The following is a 14,027-nucleotide window of genomic DNA, read 5'->3' as shown; positions in this document are numbered from 1 at the left end:
CTAGACGCGAGCGCGTGCCACTTGCTCATTGCTTGCCAAATATGTCGCCCATCTGGATTGCTCGGGCGTAAGCTGCCAACGCACCACGTACAATCGCTGCACTGATGCCGTCACCCTCAAAAGACTCGATCGCAGCAGCTGTTGTACCACCTTTTGAGGTTACGCGCTTGCGTAGCACGGTAGCAGATTCACCTGACTGTACAGCTAGTTGAGCAGCTCCGGTGAATGTAAAAAGCGCTAAGGTGTTTGTCTGCTTGTCGTCGAGTCCCAACTCACGCGCCGCACACTGCAGCGCTTCGATAAAGTAGAATACGTAGGCTGGACCACTGCCAAAAATAGCTGTGACTGCATTGATCTTCGATTCATCCTTGCACCATATAATCTCGCCTACCGCGCGCAGGATCCACTCAGCGAGTGCTCGTCCCGCATTATCGACACTATCTAGTGCTAAGAGACCGGTCACGCCCATACCAATTAAAGCTGGAGTGTTTGGCATTGTTCGTATCACGCGTGAGTAGCCGTTAAGCCAATGCGAGATATCCGCCGCGCGTATCCCGGCAGCAATGCTAATGATCAGTTGCGAATGCAACCAGGGTACTATTGATTTGACCGCATCCTTCATCATTTGTGGTTTAACTGCAATAATGATTGCATCACAGTCAATGAGCAAAGCGTCGGTAGACTTGCTGGTATATACTGGGTATTGCCGCACTAAGTGTGCGCGTGCTTTGTCTGACGGGTCGATAGCGTACAGGTTAGAGCTCGGGGTGCCCCGTTTAATCAACCCACCAATCAGAGCAGTAGCCATATTGCCTGCGCCGATAAATGCGATTTTCATATAGATTTTGTTCAGTAAATAGGACGAGTGCGTTCGCCGAAAATTGCAGTGCCGACTCGCACGAGTGTTGCACCTTCTAGAATAGCTGCCTCTAGATCATCAGACATCCCCATTGATAATGTATCAAGGCCAAGGCCTTGAGCATTCATAGCATCAAACAATTCGCGTAATCGTCGGTGGTATGCGCGCTGGGTGATTATGTCGGGTGCGGGCTTAGGGATTGACATCAGTCCGCGAAGAAGAAGTCGAGGCAATACTACAACGTTGCGTGCTAGCGCAACAGCATCATTAGGCGCAATGCCTCTTTTAGAAGGCTCGCCGCTGACGTTGACCTGCACGCAGACATTGAGCGGTGGTAAATGGGCGGGACGCTGCTCGGATAGCCGGTGAGCGATCTTCAGTCGGTCAATTGAGTGAACCCAGTCGAATTGCTCGGCAACCAGTCGAGTCTTATTCGACTGCAGAGGTCCGATGAAATGCCATTTGAGTGATGTTCGCAACGGCTTCAGGTAGAAGATCTTACCTAGTGCCTCTTGTATATAACTTTCTCCGAACGCCTGCTGGCCCGCGGCATAGGCAGCGCTTATAGCATCGGCTGAAAAAGTTTTGGATACGGCCAGCAGTTTTAGACTAGCTGTATCGCGACCGGCAGCCGTAGCTATCGCGGCAATACGCCGATAGATTACATCTAAATGATTCGCAATAATAGAAGGCATAAAACAAGATAAAAAATCTTAATCGGAAGGTAGGCAATCGATAAATTTGATGTAATGCAAAATCGGTGTTGACGTATTACTTTGCAGGTGTGTCATGTGGATTACGTTTACTAAGACATCATCTTGCGAGGATGCTGACGTTTGAGCGGTTTGTTGTGCATCGTATAAGACGGCGCAGCGCTGCAATATCGAGTATTGCCAGCCAATACACAGTAAGTAGAAGTATGTTGTAGATAGTACACGTACTCTCAGTTTAAGTTTTTGGGAAAAATATGTGATACGCCCAATAATTTTCTACCTATATCGGTAGTATCAATGGTGGGTAGTAAGTTTAATAATCTGTGGTGTAGCCAAATAAAACTGTAACGGTTTAATGACCGGATACAGCCGACGCGATTCCGAGCTTGAATAGAACGCATTTAGCTAGACGTTTTCTAGGAGGCGCCGTACGATGTACGAGCTCTAAAAAGAGCAATACCTTCTGCTCGATAGGCCAGCGCCCCGTATTACTAACCGATCAGACGGAAAGTCGTTTCGTCATGTTGTCGCCATGTTAGATGGCGACTTTAGATTCAACTCTGTGCCGCATTTCATCGATTTATCTTGAGGCTCTTTCTCAGACGTTTTTTAATGTAACAGACAAGGCTTATGAACACCTAGCGTGTTAAAGAGGATGAGATATGTAGGACCCCAAGCTCTACACAGAAGTCGTAGTATATAGTGCGCTTTGCATGCAGATTCGATTTTTCACAGTATAACTAGCTAACTAGCCTCGTTTTCGTCAGATATATTCAAATGCAGTACGCATAAATTGATCTACAGCATCATGTATCTCGCAACCTAACAGCATAGCTTGCGCAGAGGCTTTAGGGCTGACCGGACCGTCTCTTCTATAGCAATTAAAAAATAGCGCACCGCCGATTAGTGACGCTAGAAAATCCAGCTGCACGCAACCTGGAACTAGTAAGCGAACTTGATGAGAGCCGCCACTACATACTGTGGCCCCTGCATTGCCTACGGCCTACGGCGCGCGCAGTTAGTTTAAGGCGTATTTCAAGCAATATACACCGCTACAATTCTCTATTAAGCGTTTTATGCGATGATTTGATGATCCATGATGATATGTCGATCAACAATACGCGGTTAATCTTTAGTAGATTAACCGGCGTTATTTTCTAAAAATATGGCATATAGCATGTAGGCCTGGGCGAACTAATTTGCTATTTAAACCAAGCGCTACTGAGAGCTGGTAGCTAAAGACGATACACACTACATACATCGCAGCGATAAGTGATCGAGTGAGATGAATGCCTTGTGCCTTGTGTTGCAGACCAAAATATTACTAGTTCCACGGAGCAGAAATACTTGTCGAGATGTGGTGCGGGTTTGTTTGTATCATATACAAATAGTTAGCTTGGGGTCATTCAACATGCAATTTTTACTGCTGCGCGAGTTCATTTTTCCTAATAGTTTCAGTCGGCTACTGTGTTATTGCACATCTGTAGGACTAAGCACGCGAATATCACACTTAGCCCCCCCTAGGAAAGCCCTTAGTTCTAATACTTGCGGCAATAGTGCGCAAACCGACGCTTATCGAAGCCTTAAAGGGGAGCGTGACTAGGCGCTAAACTCTTCTCCCTCTGGGAACATGAGTTGTCGAAGAGGCTATTCATGTTTCATGCTCTCAGAGCTGGAAGACGTAAGGGTTCATTGCGCTTTAATTTCCGCTTCTACGCACGATGCGCCGTTGCCGGACTGCTTCGGCTAGTCTTTCGAGTACCGTTACGCTATCGTTCCAGCCGATACAAGCGTCGGTGATACTCTGACCGTAAGTTAGTTCGCATCTGTTTTCTAAATCTTGTCGTCCTGCGACTAGATAAGATTCCACCATCACGCCGATAATACGCTCGTCGCCAGCGGCTACTTGACAGGCAATGTCAGCGCAAACTGGAATTTGGTTTTCGTACTTCTTCTCGCTGTTTGCATGACTTGCATCGATCATTAATCGTGCTGCTAGTCCAAATTTACTAATTTTGGAGCACGCGGCATCGACACTGGATGCATCATAGTTTGGTGTTTTACCACCGCGCAAGATAAGGTGACAGTCTTCGTTTCCGGTAGTGGAGACAATTGCTGAATGTCCGCCTTTTGTTACTGATAAAAAATGGTGTGGCTGCGAAGCAGCCTTAATCGCGTCTACTGCGATTTTGACGTTGCCATCGGTGCCGTTCTTGAAGCCGACCGGACATGATAATCCGGAGGCTAGTTCCCGATGCACCTGCGATTCAGTGGTACGTGCGCCGATTGCGCCCCACGCTATTAAATCAGCGATATATTGAGGGCTGATCATATCGAGATATTCTGTGCCGGCTGGCAATCCTAGCGAATTGATTTGTACTAGCAGCTTTCGCGCAGTACGTAATCCGTCGTTAATTTTAAAACTGTTATCCATATGAGGATCATTAATCAACCCTTTCCAGCCTAAAGTTGTTCGTGGCTTCTCGAAGTACACGCGCATCACGATTTCTAATTCGTCAGAAAAGCGCTTACGCTGCTCAACTAAACACTGCGCGTACTCTAGTGCTGCATAAGTATCATGGATCGAGCACGGACCAATTACCACGATAAGCCGATCGTCCATGCCGTGCAAGATCCGATGCAGCAATTGGCAGGTATTGAATATTAGGTTGGCGACAGGCTCATCACAGGGAAATTCCCGCAATAGGTGTGCGGGCGGTGTTACTTCTTTGAGCTCGCGAATTCGGACATCATCGGTATTATAAAAAGTTATCATTGTTCTCTAGTTTAACGGTATGCGTTTCGTGCCCAGTATTCTGGGGCTTAGCGGGCCTGGCGAAAAAAAACCGCCAGGTGTTTTAGCGGTTTATGCGGGATGGGAGTGATTCACTTGTCTGTTACCTGTTTTTTCGGTTCGCCATCGGTTTGAGATGCTAAAAAATAAAATAAAACTTGGCGAGCATTATGACATGCAAAAAAAGTGAAAGGTCTTATCGGTTTCTGGTATGCCAACTTTATACCTTGGACTAACCCTTGTTAGCAATAGTGAATATAAAAATTGACGTATTATTTCGTATTTTATTAAAAATACGAAATAATATTTTTTATTCATGTAAAGATTTTTACACTATACCACCCACGATCATTCGGTCTATGCGAAGCGTTGGTTGGCCCACTCCAACTGGCACACTCTGACCTTCCTTGCCACATACACCTACTCCTGCATCTAACGACATGTCGTTGCCAATCATCGATATGTACTTAAGCGACTCTGGTCCGTTACCTACTAGCGTTGCGCCCTTAACTGGGTAAGTAATCCTACCGTTCTCAATCATGTAGGCTTCGGAAGCTGAGAATACAAACTTACCGTTTGTAATATCGACCTGTCCACCACTAAAATTTACCGCGTATAGCCCATGGTCAACAGACTCGATGATTTCGGCAGGATCTTTATCTCCGCCTAACATGTAAGTGTTTGTCATACGCGGCATCGGCAGTGTGGCATAAGATTCGCGTCGTGCATTACCAGTCACTTTCATTTTCATTAGCCGTGCGTTCAGTATATCTTGCATGTAGTTTGTTAAGATTCCATCTTCAATGAGAGTTGTGCATTGCGTAGGGTTTCCCTCGTCATCAATGCTCAGCGAGCCGCGCCGGTTCGTCAACGTGCCATTGTCAACCACAGTGACGCCACTAGCTGCGACCCGTTCGCCGATTTTCCCGGAAAATGCTGATGAACCCTTGCGATTAAAATCGCCTTCTAATCCGTGACCAATTGCCTCGTGCAGTAAAACGCCCGGCCAGCCAGGTCCGAGAACAACAGTCATTGATCCAGCGGGCGCGGGGCGTGCATCTAGATTTACTAGTGCGGCATGCACTGCATCGTCAACGTATTGTGCTAGCAGCTCATCGGTGAAGTAGCCATAGTCATAGCGGCCTCCGCCACCGCCGATGCCGATCTCGCGGCGCTCATTTTGCTCGGCGATCACAGTAATCGATATGCGTACGAGCGGACGTAAGTCAGCGGCTAGCGAACCATCGCTTCGTGCTACTAGAACGACATCGTACTCGCCCGCTAGGCCAGCCATAACTTGTCTGACCCGTGGATCTTTCGCGCGTGCCATTTTTTCGATTCTCTCTAGCAGTGCTACTTTTGCATTTGCGTCAAGGGAGTGTAGTGGATCAACCGGCTGGTACAGGTCAAGACCCGTAACGCCGTGGAATACATCATCTACCCGACTGTTTACTATCCCCCCCCCCAGCCGAGCGATGGCACAGGTAGCCTGGGCTGCTTTTTCCAGCGCTTGTTGTGATAAGTCATCGTAGTACGCAAATGCTGTTCGATCGCCAGCTACTGCACGCACACCTACGCCCTGGTCAATGCTGAAGCTGCCAGATTTGACGATACCTTCTTCTAGGTTCCATGTTTCGCTGCGGGTTGTCTGAAAGTATAGATCCGCATAATCAACGCGGCGGGAGGAAATCTCGCCCAGAGTGCGTATGAGGATTGCCTCATCAAGGCCATATCGCGCGAGTAACAGATCTTTGGCTGTAGCAAGATGGCAAAAATTGGGTTCTATAATATTCATGCAGGCTGGCTTCGTTTAACTTATAAGTGGGTGGAAATTAGTATTGCGACTTTGAGATTCAAGCCGCAGTCGATCTCCTTGCTAAAACAATATAAACCACACTACCCAGTGTGTGAGCGCTTATACTGTAGTGCAATCTTGCTAGAACCAAATACCGATACATTGGCACTACCACGACATTAACTGATAATTCCCACTAGCGTGCTATAGCTTTATACGGATCGCCTTTGCTGGCACTACTTGAAGGTGCGATTAGAATTGCAACATGGACTCTTAACTGCATGCACTCCGCAGAAGAATCCTCTAATATACGTGCTCGGTTGTGTAAATAAATAGTTGATAGCATAACGATTAGTTCGCAGTTGTTGGGACCGCAATATAACACCAGAGGCAAGGGTTATAGCATACCGCAAAATCCTACGCGAAAAATGTCGTATTAAACCGATGATGTCGGCAATGCCGGGGTGAATTATGCGTGTCTTATTGAACAATTCCTCCCGCTTTTTGAATTCAACAGAAAGGTATTCTGGCAAGCGCCCTAGCCTAGCTTTTCTAGTTACATACCAATGTAAGGTGCATACATTATTTAGAATATTAGTACTACGTACGACGGCGTGCTCTAATGAGCGACACGCAATGTGTTGCAGCTGTTTATATAGAAAACGGAATGAGTGAGCGATCATAACATGTGAGGTTTAAGTCACTAGATCTTGCTGCGATCGGCCGGCAATTGTTTAATTTGCGGATGCAGCCATGAGCCAGTTACCATATAGTGGCGCGCGAACGACTGCGAAATAGGCTCGGACCAAACCAAACCAGCGACGAAGACACCTAAGCCAAGTATCGGATTTATTACAGCTGTCGCTAGTGCTATGGTATCTACATTTAGCGATGGTGTAACTGTGACAAGCAGATTCTGCTGCTTCCGCCAAAAATCCGCGCTGCCCTGCAGCATAACCTTCGCGGATGCACTATTTAGTGTGAAATCGTTGGTTTTTGCGATGCCGTTCCTAATCGTAGTGGTAGAAGACAGATTATAAAACGGCAATCCTTGTCCAAACAATATGCCCCAATCTAATATTGCTACGCGAGAGAGCGATTGAAAGCTAAGCAGGCCAAGCAGCCTGGCAGCCCCAGGATTAATCTTCAAAATCTGACCATGTGATAGTTTAAGCGAGAGATTTCCGCTCAGTGTCGGATAATCGATGCACATTGGTCTATCTCGCCAGCTAATGTTTCCGGACAGCTGTCCACTACCTCCTTTGAGAGTGTCGGCCAGGCCCAGTCGGTCAAGCAGGGCACCGCTATTAGCGATATCGAGCTTAAAATTTAGTACAGTACGCTGCAGGTTATCATCTCTTCCATGGCTATGGCGTGTCGTTTTCCAGTTCGCAGTAGCCGATAGCTTCGCTGCTGGGTTTACTACATTGAATTTATCTAATTTCCAAGCTGGTTCACCTTTTTCTTCTATAGTGCGCGAATTCACTTCCAATTTACCGAAGTTATGTCCGAAAACGGTAAAATCATTTACGATTATATCGATCGCTGGGGCATGTCGAACTAGATCTTCTGGAGCGCAGCTCACTAATGTTTTTTTGTAGCTATCTGGAATTACTAATTTAATCAGCCGCGCGCCAAGCTGTCCGTATGGGTTGCGCGGAGTCTGCGCGTGCCACACAACATGACCAGATACTTTATCGGATTCAATATTTGCCTGCCATGTTCGCGGTGTTTGTGTCGCATCGATTACTACATTTTCCCAGCGGCGCTTTAATAACGTTAACGTATCGAGGTGCAATTCGACGTAAGTGGGTATAAACGCCTCGATATTACGGGGCAGGTCGAACGGGCCGGCTATGTTCGGCGAACAAACGAATGGGGTCGTGCAAGCAGCTGGGGATAAAGATGATGCAGTAGCCATCGGCTTAGTCAGTATAGTACCTGCTTGAATCGATGTGGCATCTAACAGCTCGCGCCATGCATCTGCGTCGAAATGCGGCATATTTATCGACGCACTTACACCTTTATTGGGTAGCACCGATTTCTTGTTCATGCCGATTGTACCGCGCACAATTTCCAGCTTATTATTATTGCTGTGCTGTACTAGATAAATAGCATTCACTGGACCGAGTTGCACGTCTAGCCGATGCATTCCTGCTATAGGTTGTTCGCCCTCCGAAGATGGTTTCAGATACAATGAGAATAGCATTGACGCGCCGGCCTGTTTCGTAAATGGCGCTGGAAATTGTAGCGCAAGCCCGCTTAGATCTGAAGTTACTGAGATGTTAGGTAGTTTGTTTTTACGCGTGCGAATAGATACTGAGTATGGTGCACTACCTGATATTCGATTGAGCAATATCGCCAGCGGCCCAGGCTGCGCAGCCTGGGCCGCGTTAGCAAGTAGATGGCCTGATACTTTGAAGCTGCTCGATCCATCCTGCTTGACCCACCCATCGGCGCAGATGTCACCTCCGAGAAACTGACCAGTAGTTCTCTCAAGCGTCATCGAATGCTCAGTAAAAGCAACCTTGCCATGTATCTGCATAACCGGCGGCATCGCCAAAAGCCGATTGCTAGATATAAAAGATATCGTATTGTTCGCTAGTACAACGGAACCTTGCATGCTGATATACGGCTTATCTGCATGAAGAGGAATCGCTATCTGTAACGCTAGCGTCGCGTCACCTTTCGTCTGAATAGACTCGATAAGGTGGTTCGACGGTAATGCAAGTGAGTTACACTTAACATAGTTAAGCATATCAGCTAAACGGCCCTTAGCCATGCCGTCAATCACTAGATTTGAGTGCAGCGCGCTTAAATCGTCAATGCGGCCAGTCAAATGGGTGAAGGCAATATGCCGGTAGCACGCGCGCTGAATACTAAAACGCAACATGTTTTGATCTATCCGGAATAAACCGTTAATACCGTCGAATGCAGGCCATATCTCTGGCTTACCGTTGCTCATCCTTTTCATCGGGTATGGCGTTGGATCGAATCCACCATCTCGAAACGGCAAATTGATCTTGAAAATGCCGGCTTGTGGATCGTGCGTGTACGGGAACTCAGCTACTTTGCCATGGATAGCGATCGTCGCATTGCGAGAAGTTCCAGCCGTTAGCGCATGACTCAAGTAAGTACGGATATGTTTTCCAACGCTGGTCGGCAGATAACGCGCAAGGCGATTCATCGACAGTCGATCAAATATTACCTCTATGTCGAGCTTACCGCGCCCATGGCCGGGATTTGAATAGTTGCCGGCAGCGCTAGCGTGCATATCCTCGTTGTCAACGATAAATCGCGAGATTTTGACAACAACGGCTGGGTAGGCTGCATCCGAAGCCGGCGGATGCGCAGTCCATGTTGCTTCTGCCGCCAACCGATTGAAAGACAGTCTCGGATTATCGAACACCCCCGGGATTGTAACCACGGCGTTAGTGGTATCGATCGCCGCGTGACCACCATTCTGGTTGGCATTGATTACGCCGCAGATGTTTTCTGCGCTGGGCAGTAGCTTTTGCGTACTTATGCCGACACCATTCAGTTCAGCTTTGAAATGATAGCGCATGATTAGCCATCTATGTTCGATATCCGCTACGTCAGTGGCCAATGCATTCGGAGGGAAATTTTCAACTTGTATTGCGTAGTTTGCCAGAGTACCGCGCGGGTCAAACCGGTTCAGTGCATGCAATACATGATGCGGTAATGGCAACGAGCGTATAAACTGCGCAAACAGTTTAAGATCGAGCATGTCGCCGTTGATATGGATCAATTGACCACGGTCTAGCATTGCACGCCGGAACCGGCCTTTAAGTTTACCGATTCTTAGAAATTGAGTAATCGGTGTGCCATCAGCTCGTGGAGATTGCCCACCGAATTCAGCGCGCAGATTTTTCAAATCTAGCGTGTAATCAAAATTATGCATATCATTATGCTGTAGAGACCAGGTTAGCTCAATTCTGGGTATGTCTAGCTGAGGAAGTGTCGGATCTATTTGTAGCCGTACCCCGGACCCAGATAATGCGCCGCGTGCACCGCTCCATTGGCCATCCGAGAAGCTGAACCATGCAGTCGCGTCTAGAGTACCGCCTTTCGAACCCAGGTGTACATCCGTATACCGGGCAAGCTCCGGCAGTGCTATATTACTGCTCGATACAAAAATCGTGCCGGTCCATCCCACCGGATTAGTAGGTGGTTTTAGTAGGGAATGGTGGAATTGTGCGCGCAAAAAAACCGGCCCATGCAGTAAGCGTCCATCGGGCTGCACTTGCAAGCTAAGCTGGTGACTTGAGTTGTGATTATCAATAGCTACGCGGATGCCACGTAACGTTAGGGGCGGCACGCCAGGTTGTGAGTTAGCCCAATGCAAAACGCCGTTGCGTAATAAGATGATACGCTGCATTATCAACCAGCGCAGGAACGTGCCATTGCTGTGCTGGCGTGGATCCACCCGTATTCCAGCGAATGTATAAGTGCCATCGGGGTGTCGTTTAGCGAAGATCTCGGGTTGTTCAACGATTAGACGAGAGAGAACCGGCGTCAGATGGACTAATGATCGCCATGATAACGTTGCACTTGCAGCAGGCACCGCGAGAATACGCTGACTGTCTAGATTAATGATTGTTAATTGATCGATGTCTAGCGTTGGTTGTAGTCCATCCCAGCGCGCCGTCAGCCGGCCGATATGTACGTGTGCGTGCAGTGCGCTCGAGATCCGTTGCTCAATATTAGGCCTCATCGAATTCAACTGAGGAAAAATAACATAGCGCAAACTAATGTATGTGGCTGCAATACCAAAGTACAGCGTAATAGTGATGGTTGCGCAAAATGCAAGGACGCGTCGCAGCACCTGCTTGCTTAGCCAGCATAGACGGCCACCCCCAGTTTTTGCATTTCGTACATCATTCGGGTCGAGTATTTCCTGGCGGTCGGGCATGCTGGAAGCGCAAAACGTATAATGGGGGAAAACAAAAGCAGCGGAAAAACCGAATGTAACATATGGTTATGTTAGGTAAACCTGTCGCTGCCACGGGGGGCTTCTATTTGCTTCCGCCGCTGAATCGCTGTTGAGTGATTTTTATTCACAATAACTACGCAGTAGTACGTAGTGCCGTTGCAACTCTCTTCAGAGATACATGAAGAGTATGCACTAAGCATTCCTCTGAAATTTGCAGTAGACAGTCTCAGATGTTGAGTATATCCCTGTATATTTCCGATAAAGCGCTAGGCAAGCTGGTGTAGTTCGAGCAAATTCAAGCGGATTCTATTTATCTAGCTTTCTGATCTAGATGACATAATCTATAGTCACGTATATTAACGCCTGGTTGTCAGAACAGGCAGCCCCTCTCTGGGGATATAATATTTCAGACTATATAATCACAGCTAACTCACCGGATTACGAAGTGCTGCATACGGAAATTGATACACTATTCGCGCGGCGGCTGCTAATATAGCTCAGGATAGCCACCGACATCTCGCTACTATTCGGTGATAAAAATGCGTGCGGGAGAATATCCTTCACTCTATATAGGCATATAAGGCATCGCGTGTGCTCATTACGAAGATGAGCCATGATGCGGAAGAAGATGAATAAAGATCTTCATACTCTCAGAGTATTATTGGATTATCGTCTATCATTAAAATCTGCTATCTACTGGCAGTAAATCTAGCACTGTATAAAAATACGATTAAGGATGCACTGTTATATACAATAGCCTACGTTGAAGTTAATGCTCATTTCAGAAGTGCAACAGATAAAAACTGACGAAAAATCCTCCATCTTAAGCTTCGACATACGTTACAGCTTAATAGAATTAATAATATGGCATATATTTGATTGTGTATGACGCATAGTAAAGCAACTATAGAGGGAAGGCTAAGATGTATGAAGATGCCGCAAGCAAAACAAATCTTCTACGCGTACTTTTCGTGTAGTCGGTAGATGGCTACCTCCAAGTCTTCGAGTATTCGCGGAAAGACTGTTTGCAATGCAGCTGGATCGATCTATCGCAATTACTTCCTGATGTACGCGACGCAGGTCGTAGCAATGGATTGATCTATGTTAATATGGTATTTTCCGCAGACAGTAACCATACGTACTGGGCTTGACGGAGCTAATGCGGCAAGATGCTTAACAACCTCGTAAACAATGCCTTGATACTGCTACCGATACCTTCAGAAAAGTGCAGGCTTAGTTTGTGCCAACGCTTCCAGCAGGAAAGCACCTTAACACAAGCTATAGACCAGCTCACCGTAAGAATCAAACAGAATTATGCAGCACAGATACATACAAGCAGTCGTTGTGAAGATTAATGAGGGGGTAGGTTTAAGAATAATCAACCCACCTAGCCAGGTGCCTAGCACTGGCTAGGTGGGTTCGTCCTCGCTCAACGAAGAATGCTCATTCCAATGCAGCTTCTTGCGTAAAGTCCTATAATAACTGTATCCAACCGGATGCAAAAATGGCACCGTATGCCTGGAGCGCTGCACCTCAATCGTATCTGCAAGTTGCAGAGCAGTGAATGACTGCATGTCGAAATTTGCATTGAAGTCTCGACCGCCTATGATCTGAACGGCAAGTTGGCATGTGTCAGGTAGCACGATCGGACGATTTGATAATGCATGTGGTGCGATCGGCACCAGAACAATCCCTTGTAATTGCGGATGTAGTAACGGTCCGTTAGACGAGAGTGCATACGCGGTAGAGCCGGTTGGTGTAGCCACGATGAGCCCATCCGATCGCTGGTCTGACATAAAGTTTCCATCGACTGATACACGTAACTCTGCCATCCCAGAAAATCCACTGCGATTCACGACAACGTCGTTGAGCGCATGAGCATGGTAGATGGGCTCCCCGTTACGCATGATGCGAGCCTCTAGCAACGAACGCTCCTCGGGCCGATAGCTTCCCAATAGCATTCTCGGTACCAACTGATTCATGTCCGCGATTGCAATATCGGTAATGAAGCCAAGACGGCCGTGGTTAACACCGATGAGCGGGGTATGATAGGGTGCGAGTTGCCTACCGATGCCTAACATCGTACCATCTCCACCAAGTACAACGGCGACATCAGCGTATTCACCGATCTCGGCCGGCGTAAGCGCTGGATAGGTTTGCAGCCCGTTTTCTCGCGCTGTATCAGCTTCAAATACGATCTGAAATCCGCATTGCGTAAGACAGCTGGCAAGCGCGGACAGCGGATCGCCGATGCCAGGCGTGTTGTTGCGACCGATCAGTGCCACAGTTTTAAATGGGCTTATTTTCATGCCGACATTACACCATAGGTGCCCGATGAACTGTATTTCTTCGTAGTTTGGGTAGCGCATACGCATCTAAGATCAGCGTAAGTTTTAGTTGTATGTAAGATTTGCTCGAGAATCTTCCTTACCTTCACGGTTCTGCTGTGACTAGACTCTGCTTAAGGCGCTGATCGAACTGCATATGACCAAAAGTCAGCTAGATCTAGTCGCACAGATTTCAAACCAAGTTTGGTGATGATCAGAAGCATGATTTTCTTGATACCAAAGGGTGCAAGGTTTTGCGCTAGCGCCTACTCGGTATCCGGGTAAACTTCACTACAAAGGTAGTGCGTAAAACCGAATCGAGTTGCTAGCATTCTCGGGTGCCCACAATATTGGTAGTGATGACATGGTTTTGCTAATTTTTCTGCCAGTAATTAGCTTAAGCTCTCATAGCATCTCTAATCTTATATTGCATTTTGGGTGATAATCGCGCTAAGCAATGTCGGAAAAGCACAATATTGCCAGTCTATATAGTTCCATTTGGGTAGAGCAGAATGTTAGGCTTATGCTCTAGTTATAGTGTCAGGCGCGAGTAATAACTTCGTGTAACGCTGGATCCATAGGCTG

General features: G+C 47.2%; 6 protein-coding genes. All 6 read right to left on the bottom strand.

What is annotated here, in order from left to right:
- Window positions 1-25 precede the first annotated feature (25 nt).
- Window positions 26-838: a pyrroline-5-carboxylate reductase gene (gene proC / locus GJV44_RS01920; RefSeq protein ID WP_226806806.1), complete on the bottom strand. Its 813-nt coding sequence runs from the start codon at window positions 836-838 to the stop codon at window positions 26-28.
- Between the two features lie 11 nt (window positions 839-849).
- The gene (locus GJV44_RS01915; protein ID WP_226806805.1) at window positions 850-1,554 is read right to left on the bottom strand and encodes a YggS family pyridoxal phosphate-dependent enzyme; all 705 of its coding nucleotides are present in this window, start codon (window positions 1,552-1,554) and stop codon (window positions 850-852) included.
- A 1,717-nt stretch (window positions 1,555-3,271) separates the two neighbouring features.
- Entirely contained in the window at window positions 3,272-4,348 is a 1,077-nt protein-coding gene (aroG, locus tag GJV44_RS01910; RefSeq protein WP_226806804.1) for a 3-deoxy-7-phosphoheptulonate synthase AroG, read from the bottom strand.
- Window positions 4,349-4,694: 346 nt separating this feature from the next.
- Window positions 4,695-6,161, bottom strand: a complete 1,467-nt coding sequence (gene tldD / locus GJV44_RS01905) for a metalloprotease TldD (protein ID WP_226806803.1) — start codon at window positions 6,159-6,161, stop codon at window positions 4,695-4,697.
- A 703-nt stretch (window positions 6,162-6,864) separates the two neighbouring features.
- Entirely contained in the window at window positions 6,865-11,094 is a 4,230-nt protein-coding gene (locus GJV44_RS01900; RefSeq protein WP_226806802.1) for a YhdP family protein, read from the bottom strand.
- A gap of 1,430 nt (window positions 11,095-12,524) precedes the next feature.
- On the bottom strand, window positions 12,525-13,490 hold the full coding sequence (locus GJV44_RS01895; protein ID WP_226806801.1) for an NAD kinase: 966 nt from the start codon (window positions 13,488-13,490) through the stop codon (window positions 12,525-12,527).
- Between the last annotated feature and the right edge of the window lie 537 nt (window positions 13,491-14,027).

This window comes from Candidatus Vallotiella adelgis (assembly GCF_020541305.1).
In the GTDB taxonomy this organism is placed as follows: Bacteria; Pseudomonadota; Gammaproteobacteria; order Burkholderiales; family Burkholderiaceae; genus Mycetohabitans; species Mycetohabitans adelgis.
The sequence above is the reverse complement of the archived record's forward strand: the minus strand, read 5'-3'. Positions and strand labels throughout refer to the sequence as shown.